Source organism: Guyparkeria sp. WRN-7 (assembly GCF_001641825.1).
Taxonomy (GTDB): Bacteria; Pseudomonadota; Gammaproteobacteria; order Halothiobacillales; family Halothiobacillaceae; genus Guyparkeria.
In genome coordinates this window covers 67,402-84,166 of the sequence record NZ_LRFH01000014.1, presented here as the reverse complement: position 1 = coordinate 84,166, position 16,765 = coordinate 67,402, and the positions used below count along the sequence as shown (strand labels likewise).

The window sequence follows — 16,765 nt, the reverse complement described above, 5'->3', positions numbered from 1 at the left end:
GCGATCCTATGACCCGAATGAAAACCCTACTGGCCAGTGCCATTGCCGTGATGCTGACCCCGCCCGTTCTGGCCGAGCCGCCGGAAGGGCTCTATTCCATGGACGGCCTGATCGGCTCGGAGGTCTACCTCGCCGCTGAGGACAACCGCGAGGCCGGCGAGGTCGAGGACGTGCTGGTCGCTGAGAACATGAAGGTCCACGGGCTGGTGATCGAATTCGACGACGACCTCGAGGGCTTCGAGGACGATGACAGGCGTTTCGTCGAGGTGGACCAGTTCTCCGTGGCCACCCGGGCCGGCAACCGCCTCGACCGGGTCTCCTACGCCGTGTTCCTCACCGACGATCTCGAGCAGGTGCGCGACTACCCGCGCGTCGATGATGACTGGTGGGCCGAGGCGAAAGAAGGCGCGGCCCGGATCTGGGAGAGCACCAAGTCCGGCGCCGCCAGCGCGTGGCAGGCGACCAAGGAAACCGGGTCGGACGTCTTCGACAAGACCAAGGAGAAGACCCGCGAGATGCTCGAGAGCCTGCAGCGCACGCTCGAGTAGTACGGCACTCGCGGCTAGTACGGCACTCGCGGGGCGGGCCGGGCTCCCTTACGCCTTTGCCGGCGCCAGCATCCGCTTGAGGTAGTGCCCGGTGTGCGAGCCCTCGACTTCGGCAACCTGCTCCGGGGTGCCGGAGGCGATGATCCGCCCGCCGCCGGAGCCGCCCTCGGGGCCGAGGTCGACGATCCAGTCGGCCGTCTTGATCACGTCGAGGTTGTGCTCGATCACGATCACCGTGTTGCCGTGGTCGCGCAGGCGGTAGAGCACCTTGAGCAACTGGGCGACGTCCTCGAAGTGCAGGCCGGTGGTCGGCTCGTCGAGGATGTAGAGCGTGTGGCCGGTGTCGCGCTTGGCCAGCTCGCGCGACAGCTTGACCCGCTGGGCCTCGCCGCCGGAGAGCGTGGTGGCGTTCTGCCCCAGCTTCACGTAGCCCAGCCCCACGTCCATCAGGGTGGTCAGCTTGCGGTGCAGGCTGGGCACGGCCTCGAAGAACTCGGCCGCCTCCTCGATGGTCATCTCCAGCACGTCGGTGATGGTCTTGCCCTTGTAGCGGATGTCGAGCGTCTCGCGGTTGTAGCGCGCGCCGCCGCAGACGTCGCAGGGCACGTACACGTCCGGCAGGAAGTGCATTTCCACCTTGAGCACGCCGTCGCCCTGGCAGGCCTCGCAGCGCCCGCCCTTGACGTTGAAGGAGAACCGGCCCGGCGTGTAGCCGCGCGAGCGGGCCTCCTGCGTGCCGGCGAACAGCTCGCGGATGGTGGTGAACAGTCCCGTGTAGGTCGCCGGGTTCGAGCGCGGCGTGCGACCGATCGGCGACTGGTCGATGTCGATCACCTTGTCGAGCTGTTCGATGCCGTGGATGTTCTTGTACGGCGAGGCGGTCGCGCTGGCGCGGTTGAGCTGATGGGCGCAGATCTTGAACAGGGTGTCGTTGATCAGCGTCGACTTGCCCGAGCCGGACACGCCGGTGATGCAGGTGAACAGCCCCAGCGGGATATGCAGCGGGTCGCCCTGCAAATTGTGACCGGTCGCACCCTCCAGCGTCAGCATCTGCTCGGCATCGGCGCGGTTGCGCTCCGGGACCGTGATCTCGCGCTTGCCGGAGAGGTACTGCCCGGTGAGCGAATCCTTGGTCGCCTCGATCTCCTTCGGCGTGCCCTGGGCGACCACCTGGCCGCCGTGGGCGCCGGCGCCCGGGCCGATGTCGAGCACGAAGTCCGCCGCGCGGATCGCGTCCTCGTCGTGCTCGACCACGATCACCGTGTTGCCGAGGTTGCGCAGGTGGGTGAGCGTGCCCAGCAGGCGGTCGTTGTCGCGCTGGTGCAGGCCGATCGACGGCTCGTCGAGGATGTAGGACACGCCCACCAGCCCCGAGCCGATCTGGCTCGCCAGGCGGATGCGCTGTGCCTCGCCGCCGGAAAGCGTCTCGGCACTGCGGTCGAGCGACAGGTAGTTCAGGCCGACGTCGTTGAGGAATTTCAGCCGCGAACGAATCTCGCGGACCACCGGCGTGGCGATCTCGCCGCGCGCGCCTTCCAGTTCGAGCTTGTCGAAGAACTCGGCCGAGTGGCCGATCGACCAGCGGGTGACCGTCGGCAGGTTGTAGTCGTCGATGAACACGTGCCGCGCGGCGCGGTTCAGGCGCGTGCCGTGGCAGCTCGGGCAGGCCTGCTCGGAGATGTAGCGCGCCAGCTCCTCGCGCACCGCCTGCGACTCGGTTTCCCGGTAACGGCGCGACATGTTCGGCAGCACGCCTTCCCAGGGGTGGGTGCGCTCCTTGGCGCGGCCGCGCGGGCCGATGTAGGTGAAGGCGATCTTCTCCTTGCCCGAGCCGTGCAGGATGATCTCGCGCAGGTCCTCGGGCAGCTCCTCCCAGGGGGTCTCGAGGTCGAAGTCGTAGTGGCGCGCCAGCGACGAGAGCAGCGCGTGGTAGTAGGCGTTGCGCCGGTCCCAGCCGCGCACGGCACCGGCGGCCAGCGACAGCTCGGGGTTGATGATCACCTTCTGCGGGTCGAAGAACTGTTTCACGCCCAGCCCGTCGCAGCTGGGGCAGGCGCCGACCGGGTTGTTGAAGGAGAACAGCCTTGGTTCGAGCTCGCCCAGCGAGTAGCCGCACTTCGGGCAGGCGTGCCGCGAGGAGAAGACGTGCTCCTCGTCGGAGTCCATGGAGACGACCATCGCCTGGCCGTCGGCGAGCCGCAGCGCGGTCTCGAAGGATTCGGCCAGCCGCAGTGCGAGATCGTCGCGCACCTTGAAGCGGTCGACCACCACCTCGATGGTGTTCTTGGTCTTGGGATCGAGGGCCGGCACCTCGTCGATCTCGTAGACGGTGCCGTTGATGCGCACCCGCAGAAAGCCCTGCGCCTGCCATTCCTGGAACAGCTTGTGGTGCTCGCCCTTGCGGTTCTCGATCACCGGCGCGAGCAGCAGCCACTTTGAGCCCTCGGGCAGGTCCATGACGTGGTCGACCATCTGCGAGACCGTCTGCGCGGTCAGGTCGATGTCGTGTTCCGGGCAGCGCGGGATGCCGGCGCGCGCGTACAGCAGACGCAGGTAGTCGTAGATCTCGGTGACCGTGCCCACCGTCGAGCGCGGGTTGTGCGAGGTAGTCTTCTGCTCGATCGAGATCGCCGGCGACAGCCCCTCGATGGTGTCGACGTCCGGCTTGTCCATCATCGACAGGAACTGGCGCGCGTAGGCCGACAGCGACTCGACGTAACGGCGCTGGCCCTCGGCGAAGATCGTGTCGAAGGCGAGCGACGACTTGCCCGAGCCGGACAGACCGGTGAAGACGATCAGCTTCTCGCGCGGCAGGTCGACGTCGATGTTCTTGAGATTGTGCGTGCGGGCACCGCGAATGCGGATGTACGGATCGGCCATGGTGTGCGGTCGTCGCTCGATTGAATGGACGTCACGCGCGGCAGGGAGACGTCCTCCCCGTCGCGCGCGGAACCGGACATTGTAGTCGAAAGGGCCCCGATCTCGTTGATCCACCGAGGGTCGGGCGAATAGCTACCGCAAGCGGGGCCCCTCCTGCCTGATGTTTTTGGACACTCTCCGTGGTGCCCTTGGCGGTCCCGCAGAGGCGCTATCGAATCGCGTAGCGTTTCCTTTATAGTGGTGGTTTGGCCGGCGACTCGACCGGTCCGGCAGGTATTAGTAAGGAGTGTGAATATGGCGAGCCGCGGTGTGAACAAGGCAATCATCATCGGCAATCTCGGGGTCGACCCGGACGTGCGCTACCTGCCGTCCGGCGGTCAGGTCACGAACATCCGCGTGGCCACCTCCGAGCAGTGGCGCGACAAGAACACCGGTGAGAACCGCGAGAACACCGAGTGGCACCGCATCGTCTTCTTCGGCAAGCTCGCCGAGATTGCCGGCGAGTACCTGAAGAAGGGCAGCCAGGTCTACATCGAGGGTCGCCTGCAGACCCGCAAGTGGCAGGGTCAGGACGGCCAGGACCGCTACACTACCGAGATCGTCGCCAACGAGATGCAGATGCTCGGCGGCCGTCCGGGCGCCGGTGGCGGCCAGGGCGGCGGCTACGGCGGTGGCCAGGCCAGCCAGGGTGGCTATGGTGGTGGCGCCGCGGCCGGTGCCGGCGCGGGCTACGGTGGCGGCCAGTCCGACTACGGCGCGCCGCCCCCGCCGCCGAGCCAGGACCAGCGCCCGGCCAAGTCGATCGACGACGGCTTCGGCGAGGACGATATTCCGTTCTAGGAGATGCCTCGCTGACTTAGTTATGACGCAGCCTTATGAAAGCCCCTGTTGTTCAGGGGCTTTTTTGCATTTCGGTATCTTGATGTTTGAGAGTTGACCGTCGGATTCGAGGGATGGTCAGTGGTCAGTTAAGGCCTTTGGTCTGGAAGTCAGCCAAGACGAAGGGCTCAGATGGTCCTCGCCGCCTACGATGAGGGCGACTGCAGAGCTTCTGGCGCGTCTGGAGGCAGAGAACGAGCGGCTGGGGCAGGAGAACGAAAACTTGCTGGAGCAGTTCGTTCGATGGCAGTGCAACGCGTACGCTAAAGGTCTGAGTGAGCGAGATCTGGAGCGGCCGTTGCCGGCGATCGATCGAGGGAATACCTGACACACGGAGGTGAAGGATGAAACGTCTGATCTCTTCCATGGCCTGTTGCGCCATGGTTCTGCTGGCTGCGCCGTTCGCGGTGTCTACGGCGGTGGCTGCCGAAGCCTCGATTGGGCTAAAGGGGGATCGGCTTGGTTCAACCTTGTCCACGTTCAAACAGACCCATCCAGACGCTTTCTGCTCTGACGAGAGTGATGCTGACTTTCTCTCCCCGTCCGTTCTGTATATCGGCCTGATTAACTGCCGGACGATCCCTCCGTACTTAAAGCGTCGTGGCGTAGAAGAAACGGTCGCAAATGTCCCTGCGACAACCACCTATTACTTCATCTCGACGGACATGGAGAGTTTTGACACATATCTGTTGAGAAAAATGGTGGCCTCCTTCGATCACACGGGCTACTCCCAGGTCCGGGCGGCGATATTGGCCAAGTACGGGGAGGCAGATGAGGTCGAGCGGAAGCATGTTCAGAACAGGATGGGTGTGTCATTCCCAAGCGAAAGGCTCATATGGAACGAGAGCGGCGGACAAGTCGCCCTTGTTGAGCATGCCGGCCGGTTGGATCGTTCAATGCTGCTGCTCTTGAGTCCCAAGTTGGAGCAGGGGTTTCACAAAAGGAAGGCCGGGGTCGGGAATCGGGATGCCAGCGACCTGTGATAAGGAAAGCTCGGCGGGGCCGGGCCACCCCTGCCCTCGTTCCCATGCGACGAATGCCGCGGCTGAGCGGGTCGGCGCGTTGAGGCTGACAAAAGGCGGCCCCGGCAGGAAAGCGAGAGCCTGCTGGAGTAGTTCGTTCGGGAGCAGTACAACGCGTGCGCTCAAGGTTTGAGCGAGCCGGATTTGAATCGGCCGTTGCCGACGATCGACCGAGGAAACAGCGATTAGCTCCCATCGCGATACTCGGAGATATGTTGTTAACCGAAAGAGCTTGACCGAAACGGGCGCCAGCAACCGTTTCAGCGATATCAGTAACCGATGTGATGAACGCTTATTGAAGGGGCAGCGCCTGCAGGTCACGGCACACAAGGATCCATAGGGCTGAGAAGTTTTTCGCCAGAGAAGGTAAAGGAGAACCATTTTGACTGAAGCGAACTCGCAAAGGGATGAGCGTAAGCCTTGGGAGCTGCTGCCGCTTACGCCCAAATATATCTCAAAAGAACACGACTTCTACGTACGGGCGATAAATCACGCGCTCAAAAATCCCGATGTCAAGAACATTGCCTTGTCAGGAAATTTTGGCGTCGGTAAAAGCAGCATACTCCGAAAGGTCGCGGACCAAAATCGAAAAAATGTCGTTGAGTTGTCTTTATCCACGCTGGCCCCTGCGCAGCAGCCAAAAAACGAAAGTGATGAGTTCGGCAGGGAGCAAAACGAATACGACAAAACGCCAACGAACATAATACAAAAAGAGATCGTTAAGCAGCTTCTCTATCGTTTGGACCCAAGTAGCGCCCCTGGATCAAGGTTTCGAAGAATTGATCGATTCCGCTTCGGCCGAGAGTTTGTACTTTCACTGGTGGTGGGCCTGTTGGTGGCTGTCCTCTCATTACTTGCTGGTACGACAGAAAAGCTTGCTGTTGAGTTTGTGTCGGTGCTCGATATCGGGCTGTGGTGGCATGTGGCCGTGTTGGGCGTCGTAACTTCCGTGACCTTGCTCTTACGCTGGCTTCTCTTTGGTCGATTGCATGTGAGGCAAATATCCGCCGGAGCTGCGGCAGTCACCCTTGATGAGACATCCACATCATATTTCGATCAGTACCTAGATGAAATAGTGCATTTCTTTGATGCCTCCACTTACGATATCGTCATCCTAGAGGATATTGATCGCTTCAATAACTCCCGTATTTTCGAAACGCTCCTTTCATTGAACACTCTTCTTAATTCTTTACCGAGTAGACGTGATCGTCCGATTCGCTTTGTCTACGCAATGAAAGACAGCATATTTGATCAGCTCGGTCTCCAGAAAGAGGGCAGGGGCTTGGGGGGTGACGTGGATCCCATCGGAGATGCGTCAAAGGCTGAAGCCGTACGAGCTAACCGCACCAAGTTCTTCGACTTGGTAATCCCGGTGGTTCCATTTATTACCCACGAGAGTGCCAGAGATCTGATCAGGCAGCTTTTGGATGAAGTGGCTCCTGAGGTAAGTATGGGGGTTGTCGACCTGGCTAGTCGATACCTGCCTGATATGCGCCTTCTAAAGAATGCACGTAATGAGTTCGTCGTTTTTTGTGATCGGATTAGGTTGGGGCAGCCAGGTGGTCTCGATCTGAATAAAACCGAACTCTTCGCCATGATGCTCTACAAGAGTTCTCACTTGGCTGATTTCGAGCGTATTCGCACGGGCGACAGCAAACTGGATGAGATCTATAAAGCTTCGCGTGATTTGGTTCGCGAAAACATGGTTGAGTTGAATGAGAAGCTTAGAGGGGTACGGAACACCCTGTTTCATCTAGATGATTCCGCTAGCCGAAGTGAGGAACTGGGCGACCAACTGCTTTCGTACATTGAGAGGGTTGTGCGCGCTAGCCCATACACGATTGCGAATAATCATCATTATATCTATGACGGTACGGCTGTCGATGAAGACTATTTCCGTTCCCCGGAGTTCTGGTCCGACTTTTCTTCCGATGGCGGAAACCCTGAGGTGGTGTTGAGAATCAACGCAAGTAACATCCAGTTCGCTTTTAACAGGGAGGATCTCAAAGAGGATTTGGGAGATATTTTCGACCCGGAAGGTTGGGTCGAGTCAGAGAGAAGCCGCCTTATTGACTTGATCAGCCAATATAAAAAGCGATTGGATTTTCTCCGTGGGGCAGATGTTGGTGACCTCATAAACGGACCGGATTTTAAGGTAAGCCATAATACCTCAGACAAAACGCTCAAGTCGATTGCGAAGGATGTGTTCCCGGATGGTTTGGCGTACGAGTTATTGAGCAACGGGTATATCAATAGGAATTTTACTTTATACACGTCCCCTTACCATGGAAGAATAATAAGTGAAAACGCAAAAAGATTCATCATCCACTCTTTTGATCGTGGGGTGATGGATGAGCAGTTCGAGCTTAGTGGCGACGATGTTGAAGCCGTTGTCTGCGAGGTTGGGCAGCGCCATCTAAATGATCCGGCGCTTTACAATATAGATATAATGGACCACCTGCTTAGATCCAGTCACAGCGGGGCCGAGTTAATGCTTGGGTCTCTTTCTGCATTCGGTGACGTTCAGAGGAGGTTTATTCAGTCTTATCTCGAAGGGGGGGAAGAAAAAGAGCTCTTTGTGAGTCAATTTGCGTCGGTAGCGCCTCGTGTTCTTGTGCATTTGGTCGAAGACCTTGAACTTGCGGAAGATGAACGAGCATTGCTGCTGGATGTCGTTTTCCGGAACCTTTCTGATCGAGTCGATTACGAGGTTGATGGTTTCGTTTCAAAATACCTTTCTCAGAACTACAGGCTGCTCCCCGTTTTGAGTGTCGGTGAGGTTGACGGTTCTCAGATTTATCGGGTAGCGTCGATTTTCTCAAAAGCGAAAGCTAGAGTGGATGATCTTGGTTCGCTATCCGATGCTGTGAGGCGTGTATTTGTAGAAAAAGTTCTTTATGAGATTAATCTCAACAACCTTCGCCAGATCGTCGGCAGCGAAACGCCACTAGGGCTTGATGTGATCGAAAAACGGGACGAGAAGGCATATAGGGCATGTCTGCACAATTTGTCCGATTACCTGGCGGCAATAAAGAACAAGTCAGAGACAGTTACGGATCCAGAGTCGTTTGTTGATGTTATTAACGATGTCATGGGGGCCGAATCTCGTTTTGTTTCAGATGTTGTCTCCGGCGCCTCAGAAAAGTGCAGTTTGCAGGATCTGGAAGAGGTGGACGAGGATGTATGGCCGCATCTTGCTTACTCGCAGCGATTTGCTCCGAGTTTTCACAATGTCCGAGCCTACCTGGGTGTCTTTGGTGTCGATCAAATGCTTGGTGACCTTCTGTCGTCCGCGGGAAAGATCACGGTGCAGGAAGGGGCCGATGAAGGTGAGAAGGAATCGGTTGCCTGCGAACTGCTGTCCTCTGAAGGTGTTCTGCCCTCGGCGTCGATGCGCGCGCAGCTTGTGGCGTCGTTGGGAGTTCAGCTTGATGTGGAAACCGTTCCGGTTTCGGAAGAGGGTGGCGAGCTATTCGCTTGGCTACTGAAGTATGACGTTATCAATGATGATGCCCGGGCCTACGCTAGGCTCGCGGGTTTCGAATGGCCGGTTAAGGAGATGTTTATCAAACAGTCTTCTCGGTTCAGCGATTACGTCGTACCAGACCTCGTGCAGGGTGATTTGAGCAATCTGCTGCTGAGAAAAAATGCGGGCCGAAAGCTTAAGGACGCGATTCTTGACGAGGTGTCGGGATACGTTGCAGTCGCGACTCGTGAGGATCTCGTCGCTTTGGCAAAAGTCGCCGCTCAAAGACGTCGTGAATTGCCGGCTGACGTCCTGGAGGTGATGGCCCGCGAGGTGCCGCCCAAACTGATTGTTAATTTGCTGCAGCCGAAGCTTCAGGCAATTGATACAGAACAGTTGCTGCGGATACTCGGGTTCCTCGGGCTTCCCTATGAGTCCTTGGCTAGGTCTGACGAGGCCGAGGTGACGATCCCCGCCTCCAAGGGGGCCCAGGCGATCGTTTCTACCCTAGAGGAACGGGGCGTAGTGGCTTCTTTTGAACAGGAAGGGAGTCACATGAGGGTGAAGATGGTGGAGGAGTAGGGTGCATGGGCGATGCGTTTGAGTCGTGGTCGTACCAGCCTCCAGCGGAGGTGAGGTGTGTTTGTTGTGATTCATTGGTGAGTGACATCGGAATGCAACGAAAAGTAATGCATTTGTTGCGTAATAGTCTCGGAAACCCTACTGAGTGGGCGGTGAGCTGTTTTTATATGCCGTCATGGTATGAATAACCCTTCTAGGTCCCGCCGGGTTCGATCGAATCAGACAGGCCCCGTCTTCGGACGGGGTTTGTTGTTTGTGGCTCTCGCACAAAAAACCCCGCTCGACCGAGCGGGGTTTTCTCGTTCCGTGCCTGACGGGTGATCAGTCCTTGGCGACCACCGGCAGGCCGGCCTCTTCCCAGGCATCCATGCCGCCCATCAGGTTTGCGACGTTGGTGTAGCCCTCGCGCATCAGGAGGCTCGCCGCCACGGTCGAGCGCATGCCCGAGCCGCAGACCAGCGTGATCGGCGCATCCTTTTCGACGCCGTCGATACCACCGCGGACGTCGTGGGCCGTCTGGTGGCGGGCGCCCAGGGCGTGGCCCTCGTCCCACTCGCTGGTCTCGCGGGTGTCCCACAGCGCGCGGCGGTCGTGGTCGAGGTCGGTCTTGGCCGTCTCGGCGTCGACCAGCGGGATGTGAGCGAACGGCTCGCCGGCCTTGAGCCAGGCATCGAAGCCGCCGTCGAGAAAACCGACCACCTTGTCCTGGCCGACGCGCACCAGCGCGCGGATGGCATCGCTGATCAGTTCGTCGTCGCCCTCGTGGTCCACGAGGATCAGCGGCTTGTCCGGCGGGGCGACCCAGCCGGCCCAGGTGGAGAGGTTGTCGCCGAACTCGATGCCGAGCGACCCCTTGATATGGGCGGCGTTGAAGGCCAGCCGGTCGCGGATGTCGATGACCACGGCGCCGTCGTCCATCTGTGCCTTGAGGTCGTCGATGTCGAACGCCTCGATCTCCTCGGGCAGCAGGTCGACCATGCCCTGCACCGGCTTCGGCCCCTCGGAGTTGATCACCTTGTTGCGCGGGTAGAAATCCGGTGCCGGCGGCAGGTTGCCCAAGAGCAGCTCGACGAACTCGTCCTCGGAGAGGTCCGGGTCGAGCAGCGGGTTGGCGATGCGCTCGTAGCCGAGTGTGGAGACCGTGCGACCGGCCATGCCGCCGCCGCAGGCCGAACCGGCGCCGTGGCCCGGGCGGATCTCCAGCCCGTCGGGCAGGTGTTTCAGTTTCTCGCGCACGCTGTGGAAGGCCTGCTTGGCCATGCCGCGCGTGGCCTCCTCGCCCAGCAGGTCCGGGCGGCCGAGGCTGCCGACGAACAGGAAGTCCCCGGTCAGGGCGACCACCGGCACGTCCGGCGAGCGGGCGCCGTCGTAGACCAGGAAGGTGAGGTGCTCGGGGGTATGACCCGGCGTGTGCAGCGCCTCGAGACGAACGTTGCCCATCTGGATCGAGTCACCTTCCTCCATTGGCAGGTGATCGAAGCCGACCTCGTAGTCCTCGTTGTCGTCGTAGTCCGACAGGTGCAGCTTCGCACCGGTCGCCTCGGCCAGTTCGCGGGCGCCCGAGGCGAAGTCGGCGTGGATGTGCGTGTCGAGCACGTGCCGGATGACGAAGCCTTCCTCGGCGGCGAAATCGATGTAGAAGTCGATGTCGCGGCGCGGATCGACGATCGCCAGCTCGTTGCTCTGCTGGCAGCCGATCGCGTAGCTCATCTGCGACAGGCCTTTTTCCTCGAACGCTTCGAACAGCATGAATGCTCTCTCCGGTCAGTTAAATAAGCGTGGCTTGGGAATGTATCAGAGAAATTGTTGGTTATCTGCAGACCTTGGGACGACCCGGAAGTTTCTCAACCCCTGGTTCGCCGGATGGCCGTTCGACCCCGCCGCGACCGCTATTGCGCCCGGTGCCGGACCTGTGATTAGCTCGAATCACCGGGCGGCGGCCCCGCCGGCCGTCCGGCTCTCCCCGACCCGATATCGCGCCCGGCTGCGGCCGGTGACCACAGGAGACCCGCGGTGCTCTCGATCTGGAACGACATCGCCGACCAGGCCACCACCTTCCGCCGACGCCTGCACCAGGCCCCGGAACTGACCTGGCAGGAGCACGCCACGGCCGGCACCATCCGCACCGAACTGGATCACCTCGGCATTCCCTGGCGCGCCTGCGCTGGCACCGGCACGGTCGCCCACCTCGCCCCCGATGCCGACGGCCGGCACATCGCCCTGCGCGCCGACATCGACGCCCTGCCGATCGACGAGATCAGCGGCAAGGACTGGGCCTCCGGCACGCCGGGCATCATGCATGCCTGCGGTCACGACGGGCACACCGCCACGCTGCTGGCGGTCGCCCGCTGGTTCAAGACCTACGAGCGTGAATTGCCCGGCCCGGTCACGTTGCTGTTCCAGCCGGCCGAGGAGGGCGGCCACGGCGCGCGCGAGATGATCGCCGACGGGGCCCTCAAGGGCGTCGACTGGGTATTCGGCTGGCACAACTGGCCGGCGATCCGCTACGGCCAGGCGGTCTGCCCGGACGGCCCGGTGATGGGCGCGAACGGCATCTTCGAGATCCGTCTCAAGGGCAGCGGCGGACACGCCAGCCAGCCGGAGATCTGCCGTGACCCGGTGCTGGCCGGCTCCGCGCTGGTGCAATCGATCCAGCAGATCGTCTCGCGGCGCATCGCCCCGCAGGCCTCGGCCGTGGTCAGCGTGACCACCTTCGAGGCCGGTGGTGCGATCACCGCCATCCCCGACACCGCCCGGCTGGCCGGCTCGGTGCGCGTGGGCAGCACCGAGGAGCGCGATGCCGTCGCCGAGCACCTCGAGCAGATCGCCCGCGACACGGCCGCCGCCTACGGCGTCGAGGCCCGGGTCACCTTCACTCCCCGCTATCACGCCACCGTCAACGATCCCGAGGCCGCCGCGCACTATCGTGGTGCATTGGCGCGCGTGCTCGGTTCCGAATGGCGCGATGATGCGCTGCCGGTGCCGATCATGGCGTCCGAGGATTTCAGCTACTACCTTCGGGAGGTGCCCGGCGCCTTCGCTCTGATCGGCGCCGACGATGGCGAGGGTCATCACTGGCCCTGTCACAACCCGCGCTACGACTTCAACGACCGGCTGATCGACCCGGTGGGGCGACTTTTCGCCGACATCGTGGGGCTGCCGATCGACGCCGCGGGCTGAACGACGCAAGGTCAGGCCTGTCTCTTGCAAGGCCTGTTTTTGACACGCCGGGAAACCGGCCTGGCGCCCCGCCGAGCGGCGCGGGGCGAAACCACCCGCAACCAGGGGAGAGTGGCTAATGCACATGCAGGTGTTCGAGCAGTGGGAATCCGAAATCCGCGCGTATTGCCGCGCGGCGCCCACGGTCTTTCATTCGGCGAGCAATGCCCGCCAGACCGACGAGCAGGGCCGTAGTTACATCGATTTCTATGCCGGCGCCGGGGTGCTCAATTTCGGGCACAACGACCCGAAGATGAAGGACGCCATCATCGACTACATCCAGAACGATGGCGTCGCCCACAGCCTGGACATGTACACCAGCGCCAAGCGGGCCTTCATCACCAAGTTCGTCGATACCATCCTCAAGCCGCGCGACATGGACTACCGGCTGCAGTTCGTCGGCCCGACCGGCACCAACGCCGTCGAGGCGGCGCTCAAGCTGGCCCGTCGTGTCACCGGCCGTCAGGAGGTGGTCTCCTTCCACCACGCCTTCCACGGCATGACCCTCGGCGCGCTGGCCGCGACCACCAACGCCCACTTCCGCAACGCCGCCGGCGTGTCGCTGGACAACGTCGCCCACCAGGCCTTCGGCTGCGAGACTCCCTGCCCGAACTGCCAGCTCGGCTGCGGCATGGCCTCGCTCGAACGCATGCGTGATCTCTACGACGATCCGTCCTCCGGCTACGAAAAGCCGGCGGCCTTCCTGGTCGAGACCATCCAGGCCGAGGGCGGGGTGCGCGTCGCCTCGGAGGAGTGGCTCAAGGGCATCCAGGACTTGGCCCACGATCTCGGCGCGCTGTTCATCGTCGACGACATCCAGGTCGGCTGCGGGCGGACCGGCCCGTACTTCTCCTTCGACGAGATGGACCTCGACCCGGACATCATCACACTGGCCAAGGGCATCGGCGGCTTCGGCACGCCGATGGCGATGAACCTCAACAAGCCCGAGCACGACAAGCACTGGTCGCCGGGCGAGCATACCGGCACCTTCCGCGGCCAGGACCTGTCGTTCATCGCCGGCACCGTGGCGCTGGGCTACTTCGAGGACGAGGCGTTCATGGACGAGACCCGCCGCAAGGGCGAGGTGATCCGCAAGCGCCTGGAGAAGATTGCCGAGAAGTACCCGCGCTTTGCCGTGCGCGGCCGCGGCATGATGCAGGCGCTCGATTTCATCGACGGCGATCTGTCCAAGCGCATTGCGCGCGAATGTTTCGACCGTGGCCTGCTGGCGGCGGTCTGCGGTTCACGCGGGCAGGTGATCAAGCTGATCCCGCCGCTGACCATTCCCGATGACGACCTTGCCGAAGGACTCGACCTGTTCGAGCAGGCCGTCGATGCACAGGTGGAGGGCTGACCCATGCGCCAACGTGACGACATGACGTTCCCGATGGAGGAATACGAGCGCCGGCTCGGCGAGCTGCGCATGCGCATGGCCGAACGGTTGCTCGACGCGGTGATCATCACCGACCCCGAGAACCTGATGTACCTCACCGACTACCAGACGACGGGGTACTCGTTCTTCCAGGCGCTGGTGGTGCCGCTCGATGACGAGCCGTTCATGATCACCCGCACCATGGAGGAGTCCAACGTCCATGCGCGGACCTGGGTGGAGATCACCCGGCCGTACCCGGACACGGGCGATGCCATCCAGATGCTGGTCTCCTCCCTGAAGGAGTTCGGTCTGGCGAACAAGTACATCGGCTACGAGCGCAACAGCTACTTCTTCCCGGCCTACCAGCAGGACGCGCTGCACACCACGCTGACCGGGGCGAAGCTGCTGGACTGCTTCGGTATCGTCGAGTGCGGCCGCCGGACCAAGTCCAAGCACGAGATCGAGATCATGCGCCGTGCGGCCATCGCCACCGAGGCGGGCATGAAGGCGGGGCTGGAGGCCTGCAAGGCCGGTGTGACCGAAAACGAGATCGGTGCGGAGATCAGCGCCGGCATGTTCCGCGCCGGCGGCGAGCCCCCGGCGGTGATGCCCTACGTCACCTCCGGGCCGCGCACCATGATCGGCCACGCCACCTGGGAAGGGCGCGTGGTCAAGCCGGGCGAGCACGTCTTCCTCGAGGTTGCCGGCTGCTATCGCCGCTACCACACCGCGATGATGCGTACCGCCGTGCTGGGCGAGCCCACCGACCTGATGTGGAAGGCGCAGGAGCGGATGAAGGAGGCGCTCGAACGGGTCAAGGGGCTGATCCGCCCGGGAGTCACCGTCTCGGATGCCGACAACCTGGTGCGCTCGGTGATGACGGTCGACGATGCCCACGGCAAGCTGATCACCCGTTCGGGCTACTCGATCGGCATCGCCTTCCCGCCCAGCTGGGACGAGGGCTACATCCTCAGCCTGATGCACGGCGACAAGACCGTGCTGCGCGAGGGCATGACCTTCCACATCATTCCCTGGGCCTGGGGCGTGGACGGTGACAAGACTTGCGGCATCTCCGACACCATCTACATCACCAAGGACGGCTGCGAGTCGTTCTTCTCGCTCGACCAGGACTTCACCGTCAAGCGTGAGGAGGCCAAGCGCGAGATCCCCGACGAGCCCAAGATCGAGCTGCTCAACGCCGATGGCGGTGAGAAGAAAGCGAAGTCCGCGTCCGATTCGAAGACCAAGCCGGAGCAGAAGCACTCCAAGGAGACCCGCGCCTCATGACCCAGACCGTCATCAACCCGACCAACGGCCAGCGACTGCACGAATTCCCGGTCATGGACCCCGCCCAGCGCGAGACCGTGCTCGAGCGCAGCGAGGCGGCCTACCGGGACTGGCGCAAGACCAGCTTCGCCGAGCGGGCCGACCTGCTGCGGCGCGTGGCCCAGGTGATGCGCGACGACCGCGAGCGACTGGCCCTCTTGATGACCGACGAGATGGGCAAGCCCATCCGCGAGGCGCGTGGCGAGGTCGACAAGGCGGCCTGGTGCGCCGAGCACTACGCCGACAACGCCGAAAACTATCTCGCCACCGAGATGATCGACTCGGACGCCACGGTCAGCTACGTGCAGTACCTGCCGATCGGCACGGTGCTGGGCATCCTGCCGTGGAACGCGCCGTTCTGGCTCGCCTTCCGCTTTGCCGCCCCGGCGCTGATGGCCGGCAATACCTGCGTGATGAAGCATGACGCCCACGTGCCGGCCTGCGCGGCGGGGATCGCCGAGTCGTTCGAGAAGGCCGGCTTCCCGCAGGGCGTGTTCCAGAACCTGCCGCTGCAAACCGAGGACATCGCCGGCGCCATCCAGCACGAATGCGTGCGCGCCGTCTCGTTCACCGGTTCCGACCGCGCCGGCTCGATCGTCGCCTCCACCGCCGCCCGGCACATCAAGCCGGCGGTACTGGAGCTGGGCGGCTCCGATCCGGTGATCGTGCTGGCGGACGCCGATCTGGAGGCCGCCGCCGACACGGTGGTGCTCTCGCGGATCATCAACGCCGGCCAGTCGTGCATCGCGGCCAAGCGCATCATCGTCGAGGAATCGGTCTACGAGCCGTTCCTCAAGATGCTCAAGGAGCGCTTCGCGAAACTGAAGATGGGCGACCCGCGCGAGGAGAGCACCGACGTCGGTCCGATCGCCCGCGCCGACCTTCGCGACAACCTCCACCGCCAGGTGGTCGAGACCATCGACGCCGGTGCGCGCTGCCTGATCGGCGGCGAGATGCCCAAGGGCGACGGCTACTTCTACCCGGTCACGCTGCTGGCCGACGTCGACGACTCCATGGTCGCCTTCTGCGAGGAAACCTTCGGCCCGCTGGCCACCGCTATCTGCGCGAGGGACTGCGACGAGGCGATGGAAATGGCCAACAGCACCCAGTACGGCCTGGGGGCCGCCATCTGGACCAGCGACGTGCCCAAGGCCATCCACATGGCCCGCGACATCGAGGCCGGCCAGGTTTCCATCAACGGCATCGTCAAGACCGACCCACGCCTGCCCAGCGGCGGCGTCAAGCACTCCGGCTACGGCCGCGAACTCGGCCCGCACGGCATCAAGATGTTCGTCAATGCGCAGCAGGTCTGGGTGGGGCCTAAGACAGGCTAGAGTCTGATGCTGACAGCCGGAAGCTGCAAGAGAAGGACCAGCGTGCCGAGCGGGGATGAGCCCGCCGGGCGCTGGCCTTTTGTTTGTGTGGGCGCCCGAGTCGGGTGCCGTATGCAGCCTTTCAAACATGCGACCAT

10 protein-coding genes are annotated in these 16,765 nt (G+C 62.3%); 8 read left to right on the top strand and 2 right to left on the bottom strand.

What is annotated here, in order from left to right; translation table 11 throughout:
• Positions 1-8 precede the first annotated feature (8 nt).
• The gene (locus AWR35_RS04930) at positions 9-548 is read left to right on the top strand and encodes a hypothetical protein (RefSeq protein ID WP_058574839.1); all 540 of its coding nucleotides are present in this window, start codon (positions 9-11) and stop codon (positions 546-548) included.
• Positions 549-596: 48 nt separating this feature from the next.
• Here the strand turns inward: AWR35_RS04930 and uvrA are convergent, their stop codons facing one another.
• Positions 597-3,428, bottom strand: coding sequence for an excinuclease ABC subunit UvrA (uvrA, locus tag AWR35_RS04925; protein WP_058574838.1), 2,832 nt, complete (start codon positions 3,426-3,428; stop codon positions 597-599).
• A gap of 294 nt (positions 3,429-3,722) precedes the next feature.
• On the opposite strand from uvrA, the gene ssb reads away from it, so the two are divergent.
• From ssb to AWR35_RS04910, 3 genes are all read left to right on the top strand, one after another.
• On the top strand, positions 3,723-4,268 hold the full coding sequence (gene ssb / locus AWR35_RS04920) for a single-stranded DNA-binding protein (RefSeq protein WP_058574837.1): 546 nt from the start codon (positions 3,723-3,725) through the stop codon (positions 4,266-4,268).
• Between the two features lie 383 nt (positions 4,269-4,651).
• The gene (locus AWR35_RS04915; RefSeq protein WP_058574836.1) at positions 4,652-5,290 is read left to right on the top strand and encodes a hypothetical protein; all 639 of its coding nucleotides are present in this window, start codon (positions 4,652-4,654) and stop codon (positions 5,288-5,290) included.
• 421 nt (positions 5,291-5,711) lie between these two features.
• The gene (locus AWR35_RS04910) at positions 5,712-9,377 is read left to right on the top strand and encodes a DNA-binding protein (RefSeq protein ID WP_156413938.1); all 3,666 of its coding nucleotides are present in this window, start codon (positions 5,712-5,714) and stop codon (positions 9,375-9,377) included.
• Between the two features lie 321 nt (positions 9,378-9,698).
• Here AWR35_RS04910 and AWR35_RS04905 read toward each other — a convergent pair whose 3' ends face one another.
• Positions 9,699-11,126 (bottom strand): MBL fold metallo-hydrolase, encoded by a 1,428-nt coding sequence (locus AWR35_RS04905; RefSeq protein WP_058574834.1) that lies wholly within the window; start codon positions 11,124-11,126, stop codon positions 9,699-9,701.
• 264 nt (positions 11,127-11,390) lie between these two features.
• On the opposite strand from AWR35_RS04905, the gene doeB2 reads away from it, so the two are divergent.
• From doeB2 to AWR35_RS04885, 4 genes are all read left to right on the top strand, one after another.
• Entirely contained in the window at positions 11,391-12,557 is a 1,167-nt protein-coding gene (gene doeB2 / locus AWR35_RS04900) for a N(2)-acetyl-L-2,4-diaminobutanoate deacetylase DoeB2 (protein ID WP_058574833.1), read from the top strand.
• A 118-nt stretch (positions 12,558-12,675) separates the two neighbouring features.
• Complete coding sequence (locus AWR35_RS04895; RefSeq protein ID WP_231723560.1) at positions 12,676-13,950, top strand: aspartate aminotransferase family protein; 1,275 nt, start codon at positions 12,676-12,678, stop codon at positions 13,948-13,950.
• Positions 13,951-13,953: 3 nt separating this feature from the next.
• Positions 13,954-15,255, top strand: coding sequence for an ectoine hydrolase (doeA, locus tag AWR35_RS04890; RefSeq protein ID WP_058574832.1), 1,302 nt, complete (start codon positions 13,954-13,956; stop codon positions 15,253-15,255).
• Positions 15,252-16,628, top strand: a complete 1,377-nt coding sequence (locus AWR35_RS04885) for an NAD-dependent succinate-semialdehyde dehydrogenase (RefSeq protein ID WP_058574831.1) — start codon at positions 15,252-15,254, stop codon at positions 16,626-16,628. The genes doeA and AWR35_RS04885 overlap by 4 nt, the downstream gene beginning before the upstream one ends.
• Positions 16,629-16,765: the final 137 nt, after the last annotated feature.

Excerpts from the sequence above, each read along its gene's own strand:
- AWR35_RS04930 (WP_058574839.1), top strand. The coding sequence starts at position 9 with ATGACCCGAATGAAAACCCTACTGGCCAGTGCCATTGCCGTGATGCTG.
- uvrA (WP_058574838.1), bottom strand. The coding sequence starts at position 3,428 with ATGGCCGATCCGTACATCCGCATTCGCGGTGCCCGCACGCACAATCTC.
- ssb (WP_058574837.1), top strand. The coding sequence starts at position 3,723 with ATGGCGAGCCGCGGTGTGAACAAGGCAATCATCATCGGCAATCTCGGG.
- AWR35_RS04915 (WP_058574836.1), top strand. The coding sequence starts at position 4,652 with ATGAAACGTCTGATCTCTTCCATGGCCTGTTGCGCCATGGTTCTGCTG.
- AWR35_RS04905 (WP_058574834.1), bottom strand. The coding sequence starts at position 11,126 with ATGCTGTTCGAAGCGTTCGAGGAAAAAGGCCTGTCGCAGATGAGCTAC.
- AWR35_RS04895 (WP_231723560.1), top strand. The coding sequence starts at position 12,676 with ATGCACATGCAGGTGTTCGAGCAGTGGGAATCCGAAATCCGCGCGTAT.
- doeA (WP_058574832.1), top strand. The coding sequence starts at position 13,954 with ATGCGCCAACGTGACGACATGACGTTCCCGATGGAGGAATACGAGCGC.
- AWR35_RS04885 (WP_058574831.1), top strand. The coding sequence starts at position 15,252 with ATGACCCAGACCGTCATCAACCCGACCAACGGCCAGCGACTGCACGAA.